Raw genomic sequence first — 26,726 nt, 5'->3', positions numbered from 1 at the left:
CTCTCTATACAGTACCGTGCCAATTGTCACAACAGGAACGTAACTGGTATTTATGGGTAAAAACAAAAAACCGCAGACCTTAGGTTCTGCGGTTTTTCATTCATCTAACTTCTCAGCGCTTAGCTGTCATCTTCTGTGAAGTTCGTTGGTAATTGCTTTTTCATCTCGTTCCAGATTAGCGCGCTTTCCATACCATAGTGACGAATCACAACTGGCAGTTGTTCACGCTGACCACTTTCACAAGTTTCTAGCAACTGATGGTAAAACTTCAGCGCTAGCTCACGAGAAGCTGGGTTTGAGAAATAATAGCTACCAACGCGATCATAGAGCTTCTTCAAGCCATTAAAAATCAAACCGTAAATCTGATTCCCTGAATGGAATGCTAGGCGTTGGAACAACATGTAGTCGTAAAAGTTGAACGTTTTAGCAATCAAGATTTCTTGACGCTTCGCTTCATCTTTCTCGTTGTCTTCTTTCACGTTCTGTAAGACTTTCTCAGCATAAGGTGAAGAAGCGATGAAATCGTCCCAAGAAGCAGCATTCATTAAAGCTTCACAAGATTCAATTACATTCTTGATCGTGCGCTCAGAGTTCTCTTTATTTGCTTTAAATGCATAACGCATAAAGATAGGGCTGATGTTGGTACGTGCTGCAAGCAAATCTTCTACAATGTTTGTTGCGTTATCTACGTCCAACGTCATCAACGTATCCAAAATATGCAGACCAGAGGTCTCCATAAATTGGTTTACCTTCGTTGGTTTACCGTGTTGGATTGTTAACCAACCATCACGGGCTAGTCGTTGAAGAACCTCTCGTAAAGTCGTTCGAGTAACACCAATTAGCTCAGACAGCTCGCGTTCAGCAGGTAAAATAGAGCCAGGAGGAAAACGGCCGTTCCAAATGCTCTCGATAATATATTTTTCTGCGAATCCCGCAGGGCTTTTCGCCTTTATGACCATTCTACTTTTTATCCAATATTGATTTCTGAGGGTCGATACTACTCATCATACCACTACTTAACGGTTTGAGAAAATTTACGATCAATAATTGAAACGATTCCACAATATAGAGTTAATACTCTATATGTTATGTCAATCTAGGACGGTCTGACGTGCGAGTGAAAGCGGTAAAATCTGAATTTTCGTTTAATTAAACAGCTCACAAATTGCGGAGAAATAAAGACTACTGCGTCACAATTTTATATTCAAAATATGAAAAATTACTTTGTATATCACAGTTAATATTCTTTCTTAATTTGCCTTTTCTCGTCACTGACCGTCATTTAAAATCCAAGAGGATTTTTTTGAGCCTTTCATGATATAGTAACGCCGTTTTGATCGCGTTATTACATTTAAAAAGTCATTTTAGTCGGTAGCATCACGTTTTGTTATTGACTAATAAATGCCTGAGTGTAGAGTTTGCGGTCGAAAGTGAGCGGTGCTTGAGTTCAGGGGAAGTAACTTGGCAAGACTGCAATAAACAAAGGATTGTTGTTTTACTAAGTTATTGTTTTAAAAGACTAGTTAATAAGTCTAACAAACAGATACTTAAGCACTATTGTAGTGTCTATTCATAATTTTGTTATAAAGAGAATTATCATGCCGATATCGCTCGGAAACGCTTTTATCAAGAACTTTCTTGGTAAAGCGCCTGATTGGTACAAAGTTGCCATTATAGCCTTCTTAATAATTAACCCGATTGTATTCTTCCTAATAAACCCATTTGTTGCTGGGTGGTTGCTGGTTGCTGAATTTATTTTCACGCTTGCAATGGCATTAAAATGCTACCCATTACAACCTGGTGGTTTACTTGCTATTGAAGCCATCGCTATCGGCATGACTAGCCCTGCGCAAGTTAAGCACGAGTTGGTGGCAAATATTGAAGTATTACTGCTTCTGGTATTTATGGTTGCGGGCATCTACTTCATGAAGCATTTATTGCTGTTCATTTTTACCAAAATTTTACTTGGTATTCGCTCCAAAACCCTTCTATCACTTGCGTTTTGCTTTGCCGCTGCATTTTTATCTGCGTTTTTGGATGCTTTGACGGTTATCGCCGTTGTTATCAGTGTGGCGATCGGTTTCTACTCTATCTACCACAAAGTGGCGTCAGGTAACCCGATTGGTGACCATGACCACACACAAGATGACACGATCACTGAGCTAACGCGTGATGACTTAGAAAATTACCGCGCCTTTTTACGCTCATTGTTGATGCACGCTGGTGTAGGTACTGCGTTAGGTGGCGTAACCACTATGGTGGGTGAACCTCAGAACTTAATTATTGCAGACCAAGCGGGTTGGTTATTTGGTGAATTCCTAATCCGTATGTCTCCAGTGACGCTACCCGTATTTTTCTGCGGTCTCATCACTTGTGCTCTAGTCGAAAAGCTTAAAGTGTTTGGCTACGGTGCAAAACTTCCTAACAACGTTCGTCAAATCCTCGTTGACTTTGACAATGAAGAGCGCAAAACGCGTACCAATCAAGACGTTGCAAAGCTATGGGTTCAAGGGCTTATTGCTGTTTGGTTGATCGTGGCATTAGCCTTGCATTTGGCAGCGGTAGGCTTAATTGGTCTTTCAGTGATCATCTTAGCGACGGCTTTCACTGGCGTCATTGAAGAGCATTCCATGGGTAAAGCGTTTGAAGAGGCTCTGCCTTTCACTGCACTACTTGCGGTATTTTTCTCGATCGTTGCGGTAATCATCGACCAAGAGTTGTTTAAACCAGTTATCGACGCGGTGCTTGCCGTTGAAGATAAAGGCACTCAGTTAGCTTTGTTCTATGTCGCGAATGGCTTACTATCAATGGTGTCGGATAACGTATTCGTCGGTACGGTTTACATCAATGAAGTAAAAACAGCACTCATTGAGGGTCTCATTACTCGCGAGCAGTTCGACTTACTGGCAGTTGCTATCAACACTGGTACTAACCTACCATCTGTTGCTACGCCAAACGGTCAAGCGGCATTCCTATTCCTACTCACCTCGGCTCTCGCTCCATTAATTCGTCTGTCTTACGGTCGAATGGTTATCATGGCGCTGCCTTACACCATCGTTCTTGCGATTGTCGGGCTAATGGGCATTATGTTCTTCCTAGAGCCTGCAACTGCTTCTTTCTACGATGCAGGCTGGATTTTACCTCATAGTGGTGATCTGACTCCCGTAGTCTCCGGCGGTCACTAAAATTTGAGTTGATTAGGAAACTTATCCACGTTAAAAAGCTCTGAGTATTCAGAGCTTTTTCTATTTCAGACAGGAACAAAAACGTGACTATTTTAAATTCACTTAACCAGTTTTCGAAGGGACGCTTATCGTGGCTGCTGCTTCTGCTATTCGTCGTTTTCTTTGAAGCATGTGCCCTCTATTTTCAGCACGTCATGATGCTTGCTCCATGTGTCATGTGTATCTACGAACGAGTCGCGATGATGGGAGTGGGTGTCGCTGCAATCGTTGGTCTTATGGCACCAAATAACCCAGTTTTCCGTTGGCTAGGTTTGATTGGCTGGGGATTAAGCTCTTACAAAGGACTGTTGCTTGCTCAGCAGCACGTTGATTATCAGTTTAACCCATCACCATTCGCGACTTGTGATTTATTCGTAACATTCCCTAGCTGGGCTCCGCTTAATCAGTGGGTTCCTTGGATGTTCGAAGCATACGGCGATTGCTCGAAGATTGTTTGGCAATTCCTCGATTTATCAATGCCACAATGGTTAGTAGTTATTTTCGCGGGCAATTTAATCGCTTTAGCATTAATTGTGATCGCACAATTCTTCCCAGCAAGACGCACTAATCCGATTCGTTAATCCTTCAGAGAAATGATAACGAAAAAAGCCGACCAGATGGTCGGCTTTTTACTGAGTAAACATCGCGGCTATTTAACTTAACCACGTTAACTCAACCACGTGATTGACCACAACACTGCTTGAACTTTTTGCCGCTCTCACAAGGACAAGGATCATTGCGCCCGATGCCTTTGAATGGGTTTAGGCTTTGAGCCTTATTGCCTACCATCAACTCATCCGCGCCTAACGCCACTTCACCAACCATCAAATCAAGCTGGTCGACCAAGTCTGCAAGAGCTGGAGGCGTTTCAATACCGGCGTCGCGCATCTGTTGCTGCGTTGCCGACTCATCGATAGCCAGCATCAAAGTGGTCAGTAATGCTTGTAGCATACGCTGCAATCCATCATTGAGCTCAACGTCTTGCCATTGTTCTTCAATCATTGGCCAAACAGACATAAAGCCTTCGGCAAAATCAGCAAGTTGCTCAGGTTTCTTGCCTGTTAGCTCTAGCACGGAATATTCGTTTCGTTGAATTCGGTTGTGCTGCTTGTGAATTTGCTCTTCTACTGCCGGTTGAATCGCTTTGAATCCTTCACCTAATAGCCGCTCTAACCACTTTTCAGGAGCGAGTGGTTTTGTCGTCAGATTAGCAGCGAGCACTGCGCCTTCGATAAATAGGCAAGATTCATCGATGTGAATTTCGCCTTTCTCAATCAATGTGTATTGCATGACATCTGGTTTCCCATAAATTTGGCGGCATTATACCTCAGAGCATAAAAGCACGTAACTGGGAGTTGCGAGTTTGACCGTATTGAGTGCTTTGAGTCTTTTAATGACAAACTTAGCTTACATCGCTACAATCGCCCTCCTTTTTATCACCAAACTGTATTAGGCAAACTATGCGAGTTGTACTAGGCCCAATGGAAGGCGTTTTAGACCATTTGATGCGCCAAATCCTGACCGAGATAAACGACTATGACCTATGTGTTACGGAATTTGTTCGAGTCATCGACCAGTTATTGCCCGATCATGTATTTCACCGTTTATGCCCGGAGCTGTTGCAAGGTTCTCAAACCGCATCAGGTGTGCCAGTACATGTGCAATTATTAGGACAAGAACCAAACTGGATGGCTGAGAACGCAATTAAAGCGGCGAGCCTAGGCGCCAGAGGCATCGACATAAATTTTGGTTGCCCAGCCAAAATGGTCAATAAAAGTAAGGGCGGTGCTGCTCTACTTCAGCATCCTGAGCTAATTCACCGTGTGGTAAAAGCTTGTCGAGAAGCCGTTCCAGAGGCAATCCCCGTAACTGCAAAAATTCGTCTTGGCTGGGAAAACCCTGAAGATTGCTTTGAAATTGTTGATGCCATTCAATCTGCTGGTACAAATGAACTCACCGTTCACGCTCGGACTAAGCAGGGTGGTTACAAAGCGTCTGAGATAAAATGGGATTACATCAACCAAATTCGCGAACGTTTTGATATTCCGCTTATTGCGAATGGCGAAATTTGGAATTATGAAGATGGTCAACGTTGCATTGAAACGACTGGCGTTGACTCTTTGATGGTGTGCCGCGGCGCTTTCAATATCCCTAACTTGGGCAACATGGTAAAACACAACCACCAGCCAATGTCATGGCCCGAGGTGGTTGAGCTACTGATCTACTACTCCAAGTTTGAGATGAAAGGCGACAAAGGCTTGTACTATCCAAACCGCGTAAAACAATGGTTCTCTTACTTACGTCAGGCCTATCCTGAAGCAAAAGATCTATTCAGAGAAATCCGAACGTTTAACAAAGCCGCGCCGATTGTTGAGCATATTCAACGTTATCGTGATGAATTAAATTCTCAGATTGCATAAAATCTGAGCATTGCAAAGGGCGAACTGCTCGCCCTTTAAGCGCTTAGATCTTCGTAGCAAATCTTATTTTTGCCTGTACTCTTGGCTTGATATAACTTTTCATCCGCCGCTTTAAATAACTCATCAAAGCTTTCCACTCGGTTCTCTTTACTGAACACCACACCGCCAGAGATCGTAAAGCCTTCTTTAGTCACGCGTGTCGAGCGTTCGTCTATGGCTTTTTTTACCCGCTCTAGAATCAGCTTAATGCCTTCCGAGTCTTCGTCGTAAATCGCCAACACGAACTCTTCGCCACCAAATCTTGAGGCGACATCGGTGTGGCGAATATTTTCACGTATACATTTTGCAACTAGCTGAATCGCAGAATCGCCGACATCATGACCATAGGTATCATTGATCTTCTTGAAGTTATCAATATCGAACACTGCTAATGCAACCTGTTTTTTCGTCATCTTATTGCGCCACACGGTTTGCATTCCTCGACGGTTCAACAAGCTCGTCATCGGATCTCTGGCGGCGAGATCTTTAAAATAACGTCGCTCACTATGCATATTCACATAGAACAATACGACTGTGCTCAAAACGTAAATAGAGATCGCAACAATAAGGCTGTATTTTTCGAACACCGCTAGGTTCTTAGCTTCATCCCAAAGGTTGTACTCGTAGTACATGCTGTGATTCGCACTCAATCGATCTAACTCGACTGGTTTGATTCGTGTACTGTTTGAAGGAATGGATTGTAAATTGGAAACCAAATGAAACTTACCAACAAGACCTAACGACGAAGCCATCAACGCATTGACATCAAAATCAATGGACAGCACACCTTGATGCCTCCCTTTTTCGTAAACAGGCACCGTCATACTAATGATTTGACCTTCCATCGAATCCAACATCGGCCCAGGTCCGGCCAAGGTGATGTTCACTTTATCTTGTGCGGTTTTTTGCCAAAATGGGCGCGCCTTTAGCGTTGACCAAAGCTCTCTAGTGAAGTTTTTCGCGTACGTGTCAGGAGACGAAATGACGTAACCACGTTTATCGATGTAATGAATACCAACGATATGGGATTCAATATCGTGCAGAAAAGACAATGACGGTGCAAAACCCGCCTTTTGTTCAGCTAATTGGTTAATCGTTGAACCTTGCTGACATAAGCTTTCATCGCCCACAATCATGTAATCAAGATCAACCGCAGGTAACCCCTCACTGTAGACACTCTCCAGCAACAAGACGTCTATCGGCCAAATATAACAAAGCCCCTTTTTGACTAAAGAATTGTGCTCTTCTGACAATGGGTTAGCGTAATTCGTATAGTTAGTAAAACTATAATCTAAGGCGGTGAGGACTTTAATACCACGGGACATGGCACGATCAATACGTGCATACTCAGAATCAATATAGCGATTGACCGCATCGTAGTAGTTTTTTGTCGTAACAAGCAAAACCACGACAAATAATGCGAGGGGAAAAAAGATGACAAATGAGAGACTAAATCGCCTTTGGTTAACCATTGAGTACCATGTATGTGAAAGGTAGATCGTCTCTTATCAAACAATGGGATTACGCTGTCTTATCAACTGGCAATGCGTAGTGCGCATTGCCAGATAATCAGATAACCAACAAATGTGTACGCATTGTAGGAGACTGTTTATATATTAAAGAAGTTTAATCAATATAGAATGTAGTGTCACTTCAGTTGCCACAATTTGAAGCTCTGTGCAGGTATATTGACAGAAAGATGACCCTTATAATCAATAAGTTCGCGTCCATCCAGAAGTGACGAAAGATGGGTAGCCTCCAAACCAAGTTGCCACAGAGGCAAGTCAATTGAACACTCATCGCCACTTAGATTCATCACAACAACGATCGCTTCACTTCCAAGTACGCGCGCATAAGCCAGCACGTTGGTATCGCAATGCAGCCATTGAATACTACCAGACTGTAAAGACTTGTACTGTTTACGTATCGAAATCCATTGCTTGTAAATCGACAGCCATGCTGAGTTTTCAATTTCATTCCAAGGGAAACAGCGACGATTATCCGGGTCCAGCCCTCCCTCTAGTCCGACTTCACTCCCATAGTAAATACAAGGTGTACCGACGTATGTCATGAGCAGAGCAAGTGCGATGTTCATTTTACGCTTATCACCATCAACCAGTGTGATAAAACGAGCAGTATCATGACTATCGAGTTGATTTAGCTGCGATAGCTGATTCGAAAATGGAATTTTTGCTCTGGCTTCGTCCAACCATGCTTTAAACTCCAAACCATCAATGTTGATTGGTTCATACATAATATCTTGCTGCGCGATAAAAGCTCGAACTGGATGAGCAAAACCGTAGTAGTTCATCGCCCCATCCTCTTGATCACCTTGCAGCCACTGTGTTGCTTCAAAAAAGTGCTCACCTAGCACATAGGCATTCGGATTGACTGACTTCGTCGCATGGCGAAACGCTTCAACATAATGAGCATTGTTTTTCGCTCCCTCTCCTTCGCCAAGCATATGAATAACATCAAATCGCCAACCATCGACTGAGTATGGAGGCTTAAGCCAGTGCTTAATGACAGATGCTTCGCTTTGATAGATATAGTCACGCACTTGTTCATTTTCGAAGTTCAGAACCGGTAAGTTACCAATGCCCTTCCAACCAATATAGTGATTGGTTTCGCCTTCAAAAAAGTAGTAATCGCGGAACTTTGACTGCGGATTGCTATACGCCCCTTCTCCTTTTTGTTGGATATCAAACCAAGGATGATGGACTGACGTGTGGTTAAACACCGCGTCTAAGACAATCTTCATATTCTTACCACGGATTTTCTCACACAGTTCCGCAAACTGATCATTGGTGCCGAACATAGGGTCAACAGTAAAGTAATCAGTAGTGTCGTATTTGTGGTTACTTGGTGAAGAAAAAATCGGATTGAAGTAAAGCGCTGTTACGCCGAGCTGCTCAAGGTAATCCAACCTCTGCTCTACACCTTTGAGGTCGCCGCCAAAGAATTCACGTGCCCCGGTATTTTGGTGAGAGCCTACCGCTTCTCCCCACGATTTAATGATCGCTTCTGAATCATGCTGAGCATAAGCTTTACGAATGTCAGATTCACTTTTACTAGCAGAAAAACGGTCAGGAAAGATTTGATAGAACACTTGCTCCTGGACCCAGCTTGGTGGTTGATGGTTTACATTCAACTTAAAGTGGAACTCTTTGGGTGGAATACGCTTTTGTACGCCTCGTGCATCGAGCCAGTATTGTTGTCCATCTTTGAGAAGCTTAAACACATAATGTGTGACATCTCGATCTCGATTTGGGCGGAACGATGCTTCCCATAGTAACAATTCCCCAGCAGTTCCTACTTGAGTCATGTCGACCAGACATTCTTCATTGTCCGGCTCAAGACGCACATATACGGAATCAAAATCCAATGTCTCGGTTTTCAGTCTGACTGTGACTTGCTCTTGATTAAAAGCTAAACCATCAATAGTTTGACTATGAAAAATAAATGGCAGGTTCATTATGGGCACTCCTCGTCATCGGATATGCCACTATGTTATTGAAGAATTAGAGACAAGAAATCCTCCTTGCGAGTTGACATATCAGCCAATTTTCCCAAGGAGGATCACACTTAGTAGGCGTAGTGACTTGTCGGATACCGCTTAGTTCAACAAGAGACTGTCATCTGCCAGCTCTTCACCACGCACTTTGGAGAACATATCCAACAAGTCTGGTACTTGCATGTTAGCGCGCTGCTCTCCAGCCACATCAAGCACAATTTCACCTTGGTGAAGCATTACGGTCCTATCGCCACATGCTAATGCGTCTTTCATCGAATGCGTCACCATCATCACGGTTAAATCGAACTCATCGACAATACGTTTAGTTAAGTCGATAACAAACGCCGCCATACGAGGATCAAGCGCAGCCGTGTGTTCATCAAGCAGTAACAACTTACTCTCCGATAACGTCGCCATCACAAGGCTAACGGCTTGTCGTTGTCCACCGGACAGTAAGCCAATGCTATCGCCCAGACGATCTTCTAAGCCAAGCCCTAGGATGCTAATTCGCTCTTGGAACAGCTTGCGACGTTTAGCTGAAAGCGCCAAACCCCAACTGCGTTTTTTACCACGCATGTACGCTAAAGCCATGTTCTCTTCTATCGTTAGCTCTCCACAGGTTCCGGCCAATGGATCTTGAAACACTCGTGCGCATTGCGTCGCACGCTGGGCTACCGTCTGCTTGGTGACGTCTTTGCCATCAATGATCACCTGACCACCTATCATCGGCGTCTCACCTGTCACCGCACCAAGCAACGTCGATTTTCCTGCGCCATTAGAACCAATCACGGTAAGAAATTGATGCTCTGGAACCTCTAAAGAGACGCCTTTCAATGCACGATTTTCTAAAATCGTCCCTGGGTTGAACGTGACCTGAATGTTATTAAGTTCAATCATAACGCCTCCCCCTAACCATTTTTTGATGCCGCTTGTTTAGCATCGGTAACACGTTGTTTCGCTCTCATGCTCTGTTTTAATTTTGGAGCAATAAGCGCGACAGCCACCAATACTGCGGTGACAAGGTTGAGGTCTGATGCTTGCAAACCAAACATGCCAGAGCTCAAAGCGAAAGCTACAGCAAGACGATAAAGCACCGAACCGATGATGACAGCAAATACCGCAACCCAAATTTTTCGCCCCGGAATGAGGGTCTGGCCCAAAATCACAGCAGCCAAACCAACCACAATGGTGCCCACGCCAGAGGTCACATCTGCAAAGCTGTTCGTTTGTGCAAACAACGCGCCTGCGAATCCGACAAAACCGTTAGATAAAGCCAACCCAAAGTAGGTATAAAAACCAGTGCTCGCCCCTTGCGCAGAAACCATACGCGCATTAACGCCCGTGGCTCGTAAACCAAGACCAAAGTCGCTGTTCAGCAGGCGAATGACAAAGAAAGAGGACAAAAGAACTAAGACCCCAACAACCAGAGGACGAATGAACATCGGATCGCCCAAGGCTTCAAACGGAGTGAGAATCGTATCCTCTCCAAGCAACGCCATATTAGGTTTGCCCATAATACGAATATTGATTGAAAATGCCGCGATCATGGTAAGAATGGAAGCTAACAGGTGCAAAATACCACATCGAACAGCCAGAAAAGCGGTTACCCAACCCGTCATACTACCGGCTATCATCGCCATTATTGTCGCAAGCCAAGGATTAATACCTGCGACAATTGCCGTTGCAGCCACCGCCGCTCCCATTGGAAAGCTGCCATCCACACTCAAATCGGGGAAATCGAGAACACGAAACGTAAGATACACACCCAAGGCAACTAGACCATAAATTAAGCCAATTTCGAGTGCGCCAAAAAAAGCAAATGCAGACATAACTGCTCCTTTCTGCATGTTCAGGCTGGCGAATACCAACCTGAACTTAAGACTTCTAACGTATACTCCCATTCTTCTCTAGCAGAATGCTCTACACGAGAAGTCCGGCGAGTATCAATTTTGGGGCAAGCCTCTATCAACAGACGTGACGGCCCTAACCCCAAAAAAGAGCGTTACTTATTGCATGCTTGTCGCACGTTCAACCACAGAACTTGGCAGCTTGATACCGAGCTTAGATGCCGCGCTTTCATTAATTACGAGGTCAGAGCCCGTCGCGACTTTTACATCCAATTTGCCTGGTTCTTGACCATCAAGAATCGCCGCCACGTAATCAGCGGTTTGCACACCAACCTGGTAGTAGTCAAAACCTAAGCCTGCAATTGCTCCTTTTTCGACATATGACGTCGCACCACCAAAGACAGGTTTTTTCGCTTGATTCGCTGCCACAATCATCCCTTCAATCGCACTTGCAACTGTATTGTCTGTTGGGGCGTAAAGAATGTCTGATTTCGCTGCAATCGCTTGAGTCGCAGACTGAACATCAGCACTTTTTAGTGCGGTCGCTTCAACCACTTGTATGCCTTTTGCTTCTGCGCTTTCTTTTAGCAGTTCAACCAAAGTCACGGCATTAGCTTCACCGGGATTAAATACAACCCCGATGCTTTTCACCTGAGGGAGAACTTCTTGGATGAGGTCGACATGCTGAGCAACGGGTGAAAGATCAGACAGGCCAGTTACGTTTTTGCCTGGTTGTTCCATCGACTCAACCAATTTCGCACCGACCGGATCTGTTACCGCAGTAAAGACAACAGGAATAGAGCGCGTTGCCGATACCAAAGCTTGTGCCGAAGGTGTCGCGATGCCCACTAACACATCAGGATTTTCACCGACGTACTGACGGGCAATTTGCACCGCAATCGCTGGATTACCCTGTGCGGTCTTATAATCAAATTCTAGATTTTTGCCTTCTTCGTAGCCTTTCGCTTTCAAACCATCAAGCAATCCTTGGCGCGTCGCGTCTAACGCCGGGTGTTCGACAATTTGTGAAACTGCAACGGTTGCAGTGGCGGCCAGTACATTGGCAGAAGAGAAAATAGCAGTAGCAGATAGAACGGCAGTGGCTAATAAACGTTTCGTTTTCATCATAACTCCTTGATGTGACTTCGTCCTTGTTTCGCGAGCATTCAACATGAATATCGACTCGTGAATTCAAATGTTTGAAGGGGGTAATGTTGTGTTCGTATAACTGTGCACTTCTTGCGCATCTTGTTTTTATTATTACTACTAAGTCTTAGTAAAGAAAAGAAAGATTTAACACTAAAGCAACATTTGTGATCGGGGGACTTCTTCATCCGGAAAGAATCTTTGGTAAACAAAGCTTCGCTCGCTTCATCAACGACCGTCAAAGTAGGTAATAGAGGCAGGATCAAAAATGGAGCGGCTAGTGCACACTCCATTTCAAACAATTTAAATTAGAACCAACGCTCTAGTGACGACTTATCGAGCTGGCGAAACGCTCGGTTCAGTATTATCGCAAGCTCTTTATAACGAGGGCGAGCTTTAACAGGCTCTAGTGCAAAACCTGTTTCCACAATTTTTTGATGCAGTTCCCGATACCAAGACGCCAGAGAAGGCGGCAATTTCGTGTTGGATCGAGCACCAAGCCACCAAATCCCTTGGAGTGGCAAGCTAATCGCAAACAAGGCGACAACAATAGACTGAGGTAACGCGTGGTAATTGTTGAATGCCATTTGAGTGAGTACGCTGATCGCAGCAACGGCTGGCATGACTTTAATGCCAAAGCGAGTCGCCTTAATGATACGCTGTTCCGGAAATATGGCGCTTAGCTCTTTACGAACCGGCCAGATCTCCATGTAATTCTGGCCATCTTTCAGGCTATGGATCAATCCGACTTTATTACTCATACCGCTCTCTCACTAAAAAATAGTTGAACATTTCAACTGAAGGTACAAAAAATTGATGAAAGTTAATATTCTTTCAAATTTTTTTTGTTATCATTGCTTATTATCGCTATCCTTTGCAGACCCTCAATCTCATTGTTGCTGTTATTTACAATTTAAGCAACTCCGAGATATCTATCTGCACGGATCGCATCATAGTGATGGATGGGTTCATCACTATTTCTTTATATGGAATTAGAACAATTTTTGACCAGGATTAGTACGCAGCCTTCTGGGTATCGGCTATTCTTGTGATTAATTTTTCATTCTTTAACTGATTTTTTATCAGACGAATAACAGGTAGTCATACATGTCTAAGCTAGTTTTAGTTTTAAACTGCGGTAGTTCTTCTCTTAAATTTGCCGTTGTTGATGCCGAGAACGGCGACGAGCACTTATCAGGTCTTGCTGAGTGTCTTCACCTTCCTGAAGCTCGCATCAAGTGGAAACTTGATGGCAAGCACGAAGCTCAACTAGGCAATGGTGCAGCTCACGAAGAAGCACTAGCGTTTATGGTAGAAACTATTCTTGCTTCTAAGCCAGAGCTTAAAGCTAACCTAGGCGCAATCGGTCACCGTATCGTTCACGGCGGCGAGCAGTTCACTCAATCTGCACTAATCACTGATGAAGTTCTAAAAGGTATTCAAGACGCTGCAACATTTGCACCTCTTCATAACCCTGCTCACATCATCGGTATCGAAGCGGCTAAGAAAAACTTCCCAGAGCTTAAAAACGTTGCTGTATTTGACACTGCGTTCCACCAAACTATGCCTGAAGAGTCTTACCTATACGCTCTTCCATACAACCTATACAAAGAACACGGTATCCGTCGTTACGGTATGCACGGTACTTCTCACTTGTTCATCACTCGTGAAGTTGCTGGCCTACTAAACAAACCAGTTGAAGAAGTAAACATCATCAACTGTCACCTAGGTAACGGCGCGTCTGTATGTGCAATCAAGAACGGTCAATCTGTAGACACTTCTATGGGTCTTACTCCACTTGAAGGTCTAGTAATGGGTACTCGCTGTGGCGACATCGACCCTGCGATCATCTTCCACCTACACGACGCTCTAGGTTACTCTGTTGATCAAATCAACACGATGCTAACTAAAGAGTCTGGTCTTCAAGGTCTAACTGAAGTGACTTCTGACTGTCGTTTCGTTGAAGACAACTACGGTGAGAAAGAAGAAGCAACACGCGCAATGGACGTGTTCTGCCACCGTCTAGCTAAGTACGTAGCTGGCTACACTGCTTCAATGGACGGTCGTCTAGACGCAATCACTTTCACTGGCGGTATCGGCGAGAACTCTGGCCCTATCCGTGAAATGGTTCTAAACCGTCTTGGCATCTTCGGTATCGAAGTAGATAGCGAAGCTAACCTTAAAGCTCGCTTCGGCGGCGAAGGCGTTATCACGACTGAAAACAGCCGTATCCCTGCAATGGTTATCTCTACTAACGAAGAGCTAGTCATCGCTGAAGACACTGCACGCCTGACAGGTCTTTAATTGAATTACTGGCTAGCCACTCGGCTAGCCAGATTTTCATTCAAACGAATTTCTTAGGGGCTCAACTCCTATTCTTCGAGCTTCATGGAATAAGAGTTGAGCTTTTATCCCCCAAATAGCTAAAGGTACTCTACGAATGTCTCGTACTATTATGCTTATCCCTACTAGCGCAGGCGTTGGCCTAACAAGCGTTAGCATGGGTGTTCTTCGCGCTATGGAGCGTAAAGGCGTTAAAGTTTCTTTCTACAAGCCAATCTGTCAGCCACGTTCAGGTGGTGATCAGCCAGATCTGACTTCAACTATCGTTGGCCACAACAGCGATATGAAGATCGGTGAACCAATGGCGATGTCTGTTGCTGAAAGCCTAATCGGTAACGACAACATGGACGAGCTGCTAGAAACCGTTGTTGAACGTTACAACCAAATCAACAAAGACGCAGACGTTACGCTAATCGAAGGTCTTGTACCTACTCGTAAGCACCCATTTGCAAACCAAGTAAACGCGGAAATCGCAGCAACACTTGGTGCAGAAATCGTGCTAGTTGCGACTCCAGGTACTGATAACCCTGCGCAACTGAAAGAGCGTATCGAAGTAGCATGTTCTAACTTCGGCGGCACTAAGAACAAAAACATCTCTGGCGTTATCATCAACAAGCTAAACGCTCCTGTTGACGAAGCTGGCCGTACTCGCCCTGACCTATCTGAAATCTTTGACGATGCAGACAGCGCGAAACAAAACGAATTGAAAGTGATGGAAATTTTCAACACTTCTCCAATTCGTGTACTAGGTTGTGTGCCATGGAGCATTGATCTGATTGCGACTCGTGCAATCGACATGGCTAAGCACCTGAAAGCAGATATCATCAACGAAGGTGACATCAACACTCGTCGCATCAAGAGCATCACTTTCTGTGCACGTTCTCTGCCAAACATGATTGAGCATTTCAAACCTGGCTCTCTACTTGTTACTTCTGCAGACCGTCCTGATGTTATCGTTGCTGCTTCTCTTGCTGCAATGAACGGTGTGGATATTGGTGCTGTACTGCTAACTGGCGGTTACGACATCCCTCGCGAAATCGAAGGTCTATGTAAACCAGCGTTCGACACTGGTCTACCTATCTTCAAAGCACAAGGTAACACTTGGCAGACATCTCTAAACCTACAGAGCTTCAGCATCGAAGTACCTGCAGACGATAAAGAGCGTATCGAGTTCATCAACGAGCACGTTGCTGGTCACATCGACGGTAACTGGATCGAGTCAATGACTGAAGGCACTCAGAAGTCTCGCCGTCTAAGCCCACCAGCGTTCCGTTACCAGCTAACTGAACTTGCTCGTAAAGCAGGCAAGCGTATCGTTCTTCCAGAAGGTGACGAACCACGTACTGTTAAAGCGGCAGCAATCTGTGCTGAACGCGGCATTGCAGACTGTGTGCTTCTAGGTAACCCAGATGAAATCCGTCGCGTAGCAGCTCAACAAGGCGTTGAGCTAGGTACTGGCGTAACCATCATCGATGCCGATGCTGTTCGTGAAAACTACGTTGCTCGTCTAGTTGAGCTGCGCGGTGCGAAAGGCATGACTGAAGTTGTGGCTCGTGAGAAGCTACAAGATTCAGTATTCCTAGGCACAATGATGCTTGAGAACGACGAAGTTGACGGCCTAGTTTCTGGTGCTGTTCATACTACGGCGAACACTATCGTTCCTCCGTTCCAAATCATCAAGACTGCACCAAATGCGTCTATCGTATCTTCAGTATTCTTCATGCTTCTGCCTGATCAAGTACTGGTTTACGGTGACTGTGCGATCAACCCAGATCCAACCGCTGAACAGCTTGCTGAAATCGCTATCCAATCTGCTGACTCTGCAGCAGCATTCGGTATCGACCCTCGCGTTGCTATGATCTCTTACTCTACTGGTGAATCTGGTAAGGGTGCAGACGTTGATAAAGTACGTGAGGCAACTCGCATCGCGAAAGAGAAGCGTCCTGATCTAGTGATCGACGGTCCTCTACAGTACGACGCAGCTATCATGGAAAACGTGGCAGCGTCTAAAGCGCCTAACTCTCCAGTAGCAGGTAAAGCGACAGTATTCGTATTCCCAGACCTAAACACGGGTAACACGACTTACAAAGCGGTACAACGTTCAGCTGACCTAGTTTCTATCGGTCCAATGCTGCAAGGTATGCGCAAGCCTGTAAACGACTTGTCTCGTGGCGCGCTAGTAGACGATATCGTGTACACAATCGCTCTAACAGCAATCCAAGCAGACCAAGAAGCTAAATAATCGCTTCTGACATCTAGTTGGACAACTATCCAAAGCCCTCGATTCGTCGAGGGCTTTTTCTATTGTTGGCCACACAGCAAAGAGGCTATTAGCAATAGCACTAATACGCTCTTACGAATACAGCGCCATAAATACCCCAGCCCCAACCACAACACAACCTGTCATCACTGGTGCGATTCGGCGCCAAAGCTTCTTATCCCCTATCGCGATGACCATCCCCATTTTCACAATGGTATTAACCGAAGCGGCAATCAAAATGCCTAACGCAGCAGTGGTCACGCTCAATGTTTGCGTACTTTGACGCCCGAGGGTTAACGAGATCGCATCAACGTCAGTAATCCCTGATAAAGCAGAAAGGATCAACACACCCGCGTTGCCGAACCAGTCAGACAAAGCATGAGCAAGCAGCATAATCACCGCCAACACGAGGCCAAAGAACAGTGCCGACTGCAAAGCAAGAGGGTTCGTTTGCTTATTTGATTGCTCAATCTGCTCAACTTCACTTCTGCGCCAAATCCACCATGCCGGAATGTACAGCGCAACCATCATCGCCATCACAATTGGCCAAAGCAGTTTCACTAATTGTGGATTGATAACAGACAGTACGATAAGTAAACGAGGGAACATGGTTCCGCAGCTCAAAAGAATACCACTAGCGAGTAACGGGCTGATGCTCGCTTGCTCACGAGAAAGATGGGAAAACTGCAATGTTAATGCTGTCGAAGAGCTAAGCCCCGCAAATACAGACGTAAACAAAATACCTCGCTTCGCCCCGCCGATCTTTATCGCAAAATAACCGACAAAAGAGATACTAGCGATCAACACAACCATCCACCAAATCTCATACGGGTTAAGTGCATTCCAAGGGCCGTAAGATTGATTTGGTAACAGTGGTAACATGACTATCGAGATAAGTAATAAACGCAGTGCTGCGTCTAACTCATACTCTTGCAGTTTTTGTAGTGCTTGATGTAGCTCTCTTTTGTTATCGAGCACCACAGCGGTTATGACGGCCGCTGCTGCAGCTAAAACAGCCTCACCCGACACGGCAAGGTTACCCAGAACAAACACCACCATGATACTAACCACGCCAGTGATGCTCACATCTCCGCTCTTTTTCTGCTGTATAACAAAAGCGATGCAAGTGAGGATGACTAAAGCGATAAGCGCAAAACCAATGAGTAAAGGTGTATAGATGCTGGCGAGAATGCCAACTAAACCACCGAGTAAACCGACTAAAGAAAAAGTACGAATGCCCGCGACACGACTGCCTTCTACGCTATTGCGCATCACCCAGCCACGTTGGGTGCCAACAATTGCCCCTAGTAATAGAGCAATAAGCAGATTCCAAATTAGATGCTCGCCACTGACAAACTCATTGATATCCATGCATCACCCCCGTTAAAAAGCGGTTGTTATATCATTAGTTTATTTGAATATGGGTAAGAAGCTGTGACGATGAGAGGATAATCAGAAAATGGCCCCGGCACCTGGCTTACCATTGCGTCTTATAATTTCATTATTCTTTTACCTACCACCAAAACGTAATAGAACGAAGCGATCCTCCCTGTTCAATTTATCAGCATTATTTACATTTCAACTGAACTTTCTTACTAGAACTACGTAACGAAGATGGACTGCAATTACGCAAACTCACACATAAGTAAGGAATACATATGAACAACTCCATCAACAACTCACTGCTAAAGCTTGGTTTAGCTGCAATTCTGTTCAGTTTTTCTGCATTCAGCTTTTCAGCCCCAAGCATTAAAGGCGTTGATCAAGATATGTCCGGAGGAACGGTAACCGCAAAAATGGCTCATGCTGACGACAACGGATGGATGGTCGTCCACCGAACAGACGAATCAATGAAGCCTGGCCCTGTTATCGGCTATGCCCCACTAAAGATGGGACAGAATGAGAACGTGAATGCAATTTTGATGGAACCGGTTGAGTCTGGCGACATGCTGATGCTAATGGTCCACGGAGAAAAAGGTGGAATGAAGACTGGCGTATTTGAATATACACTAGGAGCCAAAGAAGATGGCCCTGTAAAAGTCGACGGAAAACTAGTGATGGACGTCGTACGCGCTAAGTAAGACGTACGCACACTTAAAAGTCACTCTCCTACTCCTAGTATTTAGTTGGCATAAAAGTACTTAAAGACATTGCTAACCGTTAAGTACTTTTTCATTTCTGATGGAGGCAGCAAACTAGCTAATTATTTCTCTTCCATGAGGAGAGTTTAAGTCTAAATCAGGCCCTTTGGGTACGACTTGCGTCGGGTTAATACCAGTGTGGCTGAAATAATAGTGACGTTTAATATGGTAGAAATCCGTGGTTTCTTCGACGCCTTCGACTTGATACAACTCTTTTAAGTATCCTTGAATATTTTCGTAGTCTGCGATGCGCTGCTTGTTACATTTGAAGTGACCCACATACACGACATCGAAACGGATCAGAGTCGTAAACAAACGCCAATCAGCCTCAGTAATAGTATTCCCCGCTAAATAACGATGCGTCGCTAGGTGCAAATCGATTTTATCTAGCGCAGCAAATAAAGAATCGAATGCTTCTTCATATGCCTCTTGCGTGGTCGCAAAACCACAGCGATACACTCCATTGTTGACGTTTGGATAAACAAAATCGTTCCACTCGTCAATAACATGCTTTAGCTGTTCTGGATAATAGTCATCGTGGTTTCCTGTTAACGCATTGAACTCCGAGTTAAACATACGAATAATTTCTGACGACTCATTCGACACGATCGTATTGGTCTTTTTATCCCAAAGCACAGGCACAGTTACACGGCCTGTGTAATCTGGTTTGGCCTGCGTGTAGATTTGGTGCATACGAGTGTGACCAAATAGTGGCTCAGGAAGCCCCATTTGCCAGCCTTGGCTTAACATATCAGGGCAAACAACCGTGACATCAATATGGGGTTCTAAGCCTTTCAGCTTGCGGAAGATGAGCGTTCGGTGTGCCCAAGGACAAGCAAGAGAGACATACAAATGGTATCGACCAGACTCTGGTTTAAACTCCGCATTAGGTTCGTTTTTAACCCAGTTACGGAATCCGGCATCTTCACGCACAAATTTGCCACCATTTGATTTTGTGTCATACCAGACGTCATGCCAAACACCTTCGACCAACTTACCCATGATTGCGCTCCTCTCATTCTGTTTATGTCTATATTAGCGTTTCCTATCAAACAGAAAATCACTGAACTTAGGACATCATGTTCAAGAAATTCGAATGTATAAATCAGATGCATAAAAAAAGCGCGACCCGATGAAGGTGTCGCGCTTAAGCCCGTCACAGGCTGAATTTATACACTAACGTGCAAACAAGATACCGCGTGAACGTCGTTGCCTTGAATCGTTGGCTTCGTCTTCGCACACTCTTCGGTTGCTTGTGGGCAACGAGTGCGGAACACACAACCCGATGGTGGGCTGATCGGCGAAGGAAGGTCGCCTTCCAGCATTTGGATTTTCTTACTGCGTTCAATGTTCGGGTCCGGAATCGGAACCGCTGACATCAATGCGCGTGTATATGGGTGCTTAGGATCAGCAAACAGCGCCTCCGCCTCACCGAGCTCGACAGCATTACCCAAGTACATGACCAAAACACGATCTGAGATGTGTTTAACCACTGACAAATCATGCGCAATGAATACCAGAGAAAGGCCTAGTTCTTTTTGAATCTCTTTAAGCAGGTTAACAACCTGAGCTTGAATAGATACATCAAGCGCCGATACGGGTTCATCACAGATGATCATCTTAGGCTTAAGGATAAGCGCACGCGCAATACCGATACGCTGACACTGACCACCCGAGAATTCATGCGGATAACGGTTGATAACATTTGGTAGTAGACCCACTTTCGCCATCATTTCTTTAACGCGGTCTTTCACTTCCTGCTTAGACAGTTCTGGGTAGAACGTTTCAAGAGGCTCAGCAATAATGTCGCCAACCGTCATACGTGGGTTAAGGGATGCCAAAGGATCTTGGAAAATCATTTGGATTTCTTTACGCGTTTCACGGCGTTGGACGTCTTTCATCTTAGTTAGATCTTGACCCAACCAAACTACTTCTCCATCCGTCGCTTCAACAAGACCGATGATGGCGCGCGCAAACGTCGATTTACCACAACCTGACTCACCTACTACACCAAGCGTTTCCCCTTCGTATAGTCGAACGTTCACCCCATCAACCGCTTTTAGGCTTGAAGGCTTTGACCAAGGCCATGCCGATTTTGACGCAATACTGAAGTGAACTTTCAGCTCTGAAATGTCCAGAATTAGCTTTTTATCTACTGCATTCATTTGTTCCAAGCCTCCCATTCAGAAAAACATGCGCGCTGACGACCATCACCAAATGGAGTCAGAATTGGCGCTTCACGCTTACAACGATCCATCACTCGGTGACAACGCTCTTGATAAGGGCAGCCCGGTGGTAGACGAAGCAAGTTTGGTGGATTACCAGGAATGGTTGGCAGAATTTCACCTTCCGTATCAAGGCGAGGGATCGCTTTCAACAGACCCTCTGCATAAGGGTGGCTTGGATTATAGAAGATTTCGTTTACGTTGCCGTACTCCATCGTACGACCTGCATACATCACCAGCACTTTGTCACACGAACCTGCAACAACACCAAGGTCGTGCGTGATCATGATGATCGCCGTGTTGAACTCGTCTTTAAGCTCATTAAGCAGGTCCATGATCTGTGCTTGAACCGTCACATCAAGTGCTGTTGTTGGCTCATCGGCAATAAGCAGTTTAGGACGACATAACAACGCCATCGCGATCATTACACGTTGACGCATACCGCCTGAAAACTCATGCGGGTACATCGTGATACGCTTACGCGCTTCAGGGATTTTCACCGCTTCCAGCATGCGTACTGATTCTTCAAATGCTTCCGCTTTGCCCATGCCTTTATGCAGCATAAGCACTTCCATCAACTGGTCACTTACCTTCATGTAAGGGTTCAGCGATGTCATTGGGTCTTGGAAGATCATTGCGATCTGTTCAGCGCGAACTTTGTTCAGTTCTTTTTCTGGTAAGTTTAAGATTTCTTTGCCTTCAAACTTTGCGCTACCAGAAATAATACCGTTCTTAGCCAAAAGGCCCATGATTGCGAATACGGTTTGAGATTTACCTGATCCCGATTCTCCAACGATCCCTAAGGTTTCGCCTTGGTTGAGAGAGAAGTTCAAATCGTTTACTGCGGTTACGATACCATCTTGCGTGGTGAATTCGACGCGCAGATCTTTGACATCTAATAAGCTCATCATTGCTTCCTTAATCTTATCTTTTAATTATCTGTCTTTTGGATCCAGCGCATCGCGCAGGCCGTCACCAACGTAGTTGAAGCAGAATAGCGTCACAACCATGAACACGGCTGGGAATGCCAGCTGCCAGATTGCCACTTCCATTGTCTGTGCACCTTCTTGTAGAAGGGCTCCCCAACTTGTCATCGGTTCCTGAACACCAAGACCAAGGAATGATAGGAATGACTCCGTCAGGATCATGCTCGGGATAAGTAGCGTAGAGTAAACCGCTACGATACCCAGTACATTCGGCACGATATGACGAGTGATAATTTTCCAGTTGCTAACACCACACACATGTGCAGCTTCGATGAACTCTTTGCTACGTAAGCTGAGTGTCTGACCACGTACGATACGCGCCATATCTAGCCATGCGATAGCACCAATCGCGACAAAGATCAGCATGATGTTACGACCGAAGAATGTCACAAGTACGATAACTAGGAACATAAACGGTACCGCGTACAAAATCTCTAGAATACGCATCATCACACGGTCAACTTTACCGCCGATAAAACCAGATGCTGCGCCATAGAGCGTACCAATCAGTACGGCTACAAATGCACCCATGACCCCCACCATCAACGAAATACGACCGCCGATTAGCGTGCGTACGTATAAGTCACGACCTAAGCTGTCGGTACCAAACCAATGGTCAGCATTCGGTGCAACGTGCATCGCGTACCAGTCAGTATCATCAAAGGTGTGCGGTGCGATCATTGGCAGAATAATCACCGCCAACGTCATTAGAACAAGAAGGAATAAGCTCACCATTGCCGCTTTGTTGCGCATAAAACGGATACGAGCATCTTGCCAAAGACTGCGACCTTCAATCTCCAAGTTTTCGGAGAACTTCTCAATCGCTTCTAGGTTTTCTTTTTTCGTTAACATAACCAAACGTCCCTGTTAGTAGCGAATTTTCGGGTCAATCATTGCAAGTAGAATATCTACAATCGCGTTGAATAAAATGAATAGGAAACCAATCAGGATGGTTACACCCATTACTAGCGAGTAGTCACGGTTAAACGCAGCGTTAACGAATAGCTTACCAATACCTGGTAGACCAAAAATGGTTTCGATAACAACAGAACCAGTGATGATACCTACGAAAGCAGGACCCATGTAAGAAACAACAGGGAGAAGTGCCGGCTTAAGAGCATGCTTGATGATGATGTAACGGTAGCTTAGACCTTTAGCACGAGCCGTACGAATAAAGTTACTGTTCAGTGTCTCGATCATCGAACCACGCGTAATACGAGCGAAGGTTGCAACATACAGTAGTGACATACCAATGACAGGAAGCACTAAATACTGCCAGCTACCATCTTGCCAACCGCCCGCAGGGAAGATATTCCAGTGAAGCGAGAACAGATAGATAAGAGCAGGTGCCAATACAAAAGAAGGCATTACCACGCCGAGCATCGCTGTCGACATGATGGTGTAATCAATCCAAGTATTCTGCTTGAGCGCAGCAATGGTACCGACGGTAACCCCCATAATCAGGGTAAAGATAAAGGCGATGAAGCCCACTTTAGCCGAAACCGGTAAGGCTACCGCGATCAGCTCGTTAACCGAGTAATCAAGGTATTTAAATGACGGCCCGAAATCCCCTTGGATAACATTGGTCAAATACGTGGTGTATTGTTCAAATACAGGTTTATCCAAGCCATATTTAGCTTCGATATTTGCCATTACTTCGGGTGGCAATGGACGCTCTGTCGAGAAAGGGTTTCCCGGTGCAAAGCGCATAAGAAAGAAAGATACGGTGATCAAAACCAACATTGTTGGGATCGCCTCAAATATCCTTTTTGCGATGAATTTAAGCATAAACTCACTCTTTCAGTCTGTGACAGTTAAATTAAAGAAGTCGTCCAATTCTTTTGGACTAAAGATAGGCGCTACATGCAATTTCTCACATGTAGAGCCTCATTTTTATAGTTCTATCGAGTTACGAATTACTCTGTGATGTAGAGATCTTTAGAGTAAATCTTGTCTTCCGCGTTATTGACTGGGAAGCCACCAACTTTCGGTGATAGTAGACGTGATTTCACGTACTGGTAGATAGGTGCGATTGGCATATCTTTTGCCATCAACTTCTCTGCTTCTAGGTAAAGCGCTTGACGCTCTTCGTCAGAAGTTGAAGCAAATGCTTTGTTCATGATTGCATCGTACTCTTTGCTGTCGTAGTGAATACCACCAGTAGTGTTATTACTCATCATCAGCGTTAGGAAAGATGAAGCTTCGTTGTAGTCGCCACACCAACCTGCACGAGCAACCTCAAAGTTGCCAGAATCTTTGGTAGATAGGTAAGTTTTCCACTCTTGGTTTTCTAGCGTAACGTCTAGACCAAGCGTCTTCTTCCACATTGAACCCAGTGCAACCGCAAGTTTCTTGTGGTTCTCTGACGTGTTGTATAGAAGGTTAAATTCAAGAGGGTTGTCTGCACCGTAGCCCGCCTCTTCCAGTAGACGCGCCGCTTCAGCATTACGCTCTTCTTGCGTCATTTTGCCGTATGCAGGGATTTCTGGGTTGAAACCCGCCGTGATTTCAGGCGTTAGGAAATAAGCTGGCTTTTGACCTTGTGCTAGGATCGCATCAGTCACGATATTACGGTCAATCGCATAAGAAATCGCTTTACGTACGCGAACATCATCAAACGGCTTTTTCTTCGTGTTGAAGATGTAGTAGTAAGTACACAAGTTACCCGACACAGACACGTCTTCTGGATGCTCTTGCTTCAAACGCTTGAAGTGCTCTGTAGGCAGTTCATTCGTGAAGTCAATTTCACCAGCTAGGAAGCGGTTCATTTCCGCTACTTGGTTTTCGATTGGTAGGAAAGTAACTTGATCAAGCGTCGTGTTTTCGTTGTCCCAGTATTGCTCGTTACGTTTTAGAACTAAACGCTCGTTTACAACCCAGTTGTCAACAACATAAGCACCGTTACCTACAAAGTTCTCAGGCTTCGTCCATTGATCGCCGAACTTTTCAACGGTTGCTTGGTGAACAGGCTTCACTGTTGTGTGGCCCATCATCATCACAAAGTATGGTACAGCAGTGTCTAGCTCAACCACTAACGTGTGGTCGTCAACCGCTTTAACACCCAACTCACTCTTGTCTTTTTTACCCGCAACAATGTCTTTTGCGTTCTTCATCTTGGTGTATTCCATGTACCAAGCGTATGGAGAAGCGGTTGCTGGGTCGACTGCGCGTTGGAAGCTGTATACAAAATCACCTGCAGTAACAGGATCACCGTTAGACCATTTTGCGTCTTCACGTAGGTGGAAAGTGTACGTTTTGTTGTCTTCAGTTTCCCAAGATTTTGCAACACCAGGGATAGTGTTACCGTCCGCATCTTGGTTTACTAGGCCTTCAAGAAGATCGCGAATCACGTGGGATTCTGGAACACCTTGAGATTTATGAGGGTCTATTGTCGCAACTTCTGTACCGTTACCACGCACCAATTCTTGAACAGCAGCAAGTTTTGGCTCTTTAGAATCAGATTTAGCTTCAGGGGCTGGAGCCGGAGCAGGCTCAGCAGCTTGTTTCTCTGCAGGCTTTTCGCCACAACCAGCTAAAGCGAGAGAAAGACCAGCACCAATAAATAAAGCGCGCGTGATTTTATTCTTATACATGCGTAAAACTCCAAATTTTTTCGTTAGCATCCATGACTTCTTTGTAAGGGCCTGGAACGGTCAGAGTTTTAGATTTTTTTAGTGCGTTTTCTGAGCACAAAAGCCTAAAACCTTACAAAGACTGCGGCACACATTAGCAATCATTGAAGTAATTTGCCATAAAAATGTAGCAAAAAAACCAATAATCCTGACTAAACCACACATATCTAGCAGTAAACTCTAATCAAAAAGTATTCACCAGCCAAATGGAGACCAGAAGCGACATTCCACAGACAAAACTTTCGATTAATCTACATTTAAACCATTTGATAGCATCTTATGCTAGATATTTACATATTATTTAACATTTATGACAAATGAAGTCTAACAAATAATTGTTTATATATTGGGCTAAAAACTTTTATTGTGAAGAATATCACCAGAGCGAGTACGGGTTGTGTTGAAGTCAAATGAGCAGAATTATGAAGATAAGTACAAAAAAAGCTAAGTGCCATTGACACTTAGCTTTTTTCACTAGAATGAGGAGTGGGTTCTATTTTTCCCAACGCTGCGCAGCTTGGTGATCAGTATCGCGCGACTCAATCCAACGATCTTCACTCGTCGTGCGTTCTTTCTTCCAAAATGGTGCTTTGGTTTTCAAGTAGTCCATAATGAACTCGCAAGCATCAAATGCTGCTCCACGGTGTGCACTTGAAACACCAACAAAGACGATTTGATCACCGCTATCCATATCACCAACGCGATGAATCACGCGTACGCCCAATAATGGCCAACGTGATTCAGCTTGATCGCAAATGTCGCTCAAGCTCTTCTCAGTCATGCCTGGGTAGTGTTCCAAGTGCAAACCAACAACATTATCGCCAAGGTTCATATCTCGAACTTTACCAATGAATGTTACGACAGCACCAGCAGCCGTACCTTCGGATAAACGTTGATATTCGTGATCAACGGAAAAGTCTTCAACTTGTACAGAGACGCGTGGGTCCAT

General features: G+C 44.9%; 22 protein-coding genes. 6 read left to right on the top strand and 16 right to left on the bottom strand.

All coding sequences use genetic code 11. The features are described from left to right. Positions 1-119 precede the first annotated feature (119 nt). Positions 120-959, bottom strand: a complete 840-nt coding sequence (fadR, locus tag OO778_RS05585) for a fatty acid metabolism transcriptional regulator FadR (protein ID WP_005396954.1) — start codon at positions 957-959, stop codon at positions 120-122. Positions 960-1,598: 639 nt separating this feature from the next. On the opposite strand from fadR, the gene nhaB reads away from it, so the two are divergent. Together nhaB and dsbB are read left to right on the top strand one after the other, a co-directional pair. Next, complete coding sequence (gene nhaB, locus OO778_RS05580; protein ID WP_005396952.1) at positions 1,599-3,185, top strand: Na(+)/H(+) antiporter NhaB; 1,587 nt, start codon at positions 1,599-1,601, stop codon at positions 3,183-3,185. Between the two features lie 83 nt (positions 3,186-3,268). Beyond that, positions 3,269-3,805, top strand: a complete 537-nt coding sequence (gene dsbB, locus OO778_RS05575; RefSeq protein WP_005396949.1) for a disulfide bond formation protein DsbB — start codon at positions 3,269-3,271, stop codon at positions 3,803-3,805. Between the two features lie 91 nt (positions 3,806-3,896). Here the strand turns inward: dsbB and OO778_RS05570 are convergent, their stop codons facing one another. Then, positions 3,897-4,514, bottom strand: coding sequence for an SEC-C metal-binding domain-containing protein (locus OO778_RS05570; RefSeq protein ID WP_104969641.1), 618 nt, complete (start codon positions 4,512-4,514; stop codon positions 3,897-3,899). Between the two features lie 170 nt (positions 4,515-4,684). On the opposite strand from OO778_RS05570, the gene dusC reads away from it, so the two are divergent. Further along, the gene (gene dusC / locus OO778_RS05565) at positions 4,685-5,644 is read left to right on the top strand and encodes a tRNA dihydrouridine(16) synthase DusC (RefSeq protein WP_264910942.1); all 960 of its coding nucleotides are present in this window, start codon (positions 4,685-4,687) and stop codon (positions 5,642-5,644) included. A 35-nt stretch (positions 5,645-5,679) separates the two neighbouring features. Here dusC and OO778_RS05560 read toward each other — a convergent pair whose 3' ends face one another. The 6 genes from OO778_RS05560 to yfbV all read right to left on the bottom strand — a co-directional run bounded on the left by OO778_RS05560 (position 5,680) and on the right by yfbV (position 12,951). Then, complete coding sequence (locus tag OO778_RS05560; protein WP_104969642.1) at positions 5,680-7,155, bottom strand: GGDEF domain-containing protein; 1,476 nt, start codon at positions 7,153-7,155, stop codon at positions 5,680-5,682. 176 nt (positions 7,156-7,331) lie between these two features. Beyond that, a complete protein-coding gene (gene malZ / locus OO778_RS05555) occupies positions 7,332-9,158 on the bottom strand; it encodes a maltodextrin glucosidase (RefSeq protein ID WP_264910941.1) in 1,827 nt (608 codons plus the stop codon). 141 nt (positions 9,159-9,299) lie between these two features. After that, positions 9,300-10,094, bottom strand: a complete 795-nt coding sequence (locus tag OO778_RS05550) for an ABC transporter ATP-binding protein (protein WP_005396631.1) — start codon at positions 10,092-10,094, stop codon at positions 9,300-9,302. A gap of 11 nt (positions 10,095-10,105) precedes the next feature. After that, positions 10,106-11,026 (bottom strand): ABC transporter permease, encoded by a 921-nt coding sequence (locus OO778_RS05545; RefSeq protein ID WP_258616021.1) that lies wholly within the window; start codon positions 11,024-11,026, stop codon positions 10,106-10,108. Positions 11,027-11,203: 177 nt separating this feature from the next. Continuing rightward, positions 11,204-12,169 (bottom strand): ABC transporter substrate-binding protein, encoded by a 966-nt coding sequence (locus tag OO778_RS05540; protein WP_264911375.1) that lies wholly within the window; start codon positions 12,167-12,169, stop codon positions 11,204-11,206. Between the two features lie 329 nt (positions 12,170-12,498). Continuing rightward, positions 12,499-12,951 (bottom strand): terminus macrodomain insulation protein YfbV, encoded by a 453-nt coding sequence (gene yfbV / locus OO778_RS05535; protein ID WP_005380809.1) that lies wholly within the window; start codon positions 12,949-12,951, stop codon positions 12,499-12,501. 346 nt (positions 12,952-13,297) lie between these two features. Here yfbV and OO778_RS05530 point away from each other — a divergent pair, with 346 nt between their 5' ends. Next, on the top strand, positions 13,298-14,494 hold the full coding sequence (locus tag OO778_RS05530; RefSeq protein ID WP_005396635.1) for an acetate kinase: 1,197 nt from the start codon (positions 13,298-13,300) through the stop codon (positions 14,492-14,494). Positions 14,495-14,630: 136 nt separating this feature from the next. Continuing rightward, positions 14,631-16,775 carry a phosphate acetyltransferase gene (gene pta / locus OO778_RS05525; RefSeq protein WP_005396636.1) on the top strand — a complete coding sequence of 715 codons (2,145 nt, stop codon included), beginning with the start codon at positions 14,631-14,633 and terminating at the stop codon, positions 16,773-16,775. Between the two features lie 111 nt (positions 16,776-16,886). On the opposite strand, the gene OO778_RS05520 is transcribed toward pta, so the two are convergent. Then, positions 16,887-18,164 (bottom strand): DUF4010 domain-containing protein, encoded by a 1,278-nt coding sequence (locus OO778_RS05520; RefSeq protein ID WP_104969646.1) that lies wholly within the window; start codon positions 18,162-18,164, stop codon positions 16,887-16,889. 287 nt (positions 18,165-18,451) lie between these two features. Here OO778_RS05520 and OO778_RS05515 point away from each other — a divergent pair, with 287 nt between their 5' ends. Next, on the top strand, positions 18,452-18,874 hold the full coding sequence (locus OO778_RS05515) for a hypothetical protein (RefSeq protein WP_264910938.1): 423 nt from the start codon (positions 18,452-18,454) through the stop codon (positions 18,872-18,874). Positions 18,875-18,988: 114 nt separating this feature from the next. Here OO778_RS05515 and OO778_RS05510 read toward each other — a convergent pair whose 3' ends face one another. From OO778_RS05510 to moaE, 7 genes are all read right to left on the bottom strand, one after another. After that, positions 18,989-19,936: a glutathione S-transferase family protein gene (locus tag OO778_RS05510; RefSeq protein WP_104969647.1), complete on the bottom strand. Its 948-nt coding sequence runs from the start codon at positions 19,934-19,936 to the stop codon at positions 18,989-18,991. Positions 19,937-20,103: 167 nt separating this feature from the next. Then, positions 20,104-21,117, bottom strand: a complete 1,014-nt coding sequence (gene oppF / locus OO778_RS05505) for a murein tripeptide/oligopeptide ABC transporter ATP binding protein OppF (protein ID WP_006742812.1) — start codon at positions 21,115-21,117, stop codon at positions 20,104-20,106. Continuing rightward, the gene (locus OO778_RS05500; protein WP_005396641.1) at positions 21,096-22,067 is read right to left on the bottom strand and encodes an ABC transporter ATP-binding protein; all 972 of its coding nucleotides are present in this window, start codon (positions 22,065-22,067) and stop codon (positions 21,096-21,098) included. Before OO778_RS05500 ends, oppF begins: the two co-directional genes overlap by 22 nt. A 27-nt stretch (positions 22,068-22,094) precedes the next feature. After that, a complete protein-coding gene (oppC, locus tag OO778_RS05495) occupies positions 22,095-22,997 on the bottom strand; it encodes an oligopeptide ABC transporter permease OppC (RefSeq protein WP_005396642.1) in 903 nt (300 codons plus the stop codon). Positions 22,998-23,012: 15 nt separating this feature from the next. Next, positions 23,013-23,933, bottom strand: a complete 921-nt coding sequence (gene oppB / locus OO778_RS05490) for an oligopeptide ABC transporter permease OppB (protein WP_006742810.1) — start codon at positions 23,931-23,933, stop codon at positions 23,013-23,015. 128 nt (positions 23,934-24,061) lie between these two features. Then, the gene (locus tag OO778_RS05485; protein WP_048625780.1) at positions 24,062-25,738 is read right to left on the bottom strand and encodes an ABC transporter substrate-binding protein; all 1,677 of its coding nucleotides are present in this window, start codon (positions 25,736-25,738) and stop codon (positions 24,062-24,064) included. A 532-nt stretch (positions 25,739-26,270) separates the two neighbouring features. After that, the gene (gene moaE / locus OO778_RS05480) at positions 26,271-26,726 is read right to left on the bottom strand and encodes a molybdopterin synthase catalytic subunit MoaE (RefSeq protein WP_048625774.1); all 456 of its coding nucleotides are present in this window, start codon (positions 26,724-26,726) and stop codon (positions 26,271-26,273) included.

The organism is Vibrio sp. STUT-A16 (assembly GCF_026000495.1).
Lineage (GTDB): Bacteria > Pseudomonadota > Gammaproteobacteria > Enterobacterales > Vibrionaceae > Vibrio > Vibrio diabolicus.
The sequence above is the reverse complement of the archived record's forward strand: the minus strand, read 5'-3'. Positions and strand labels throughout refer to the sequence as shown.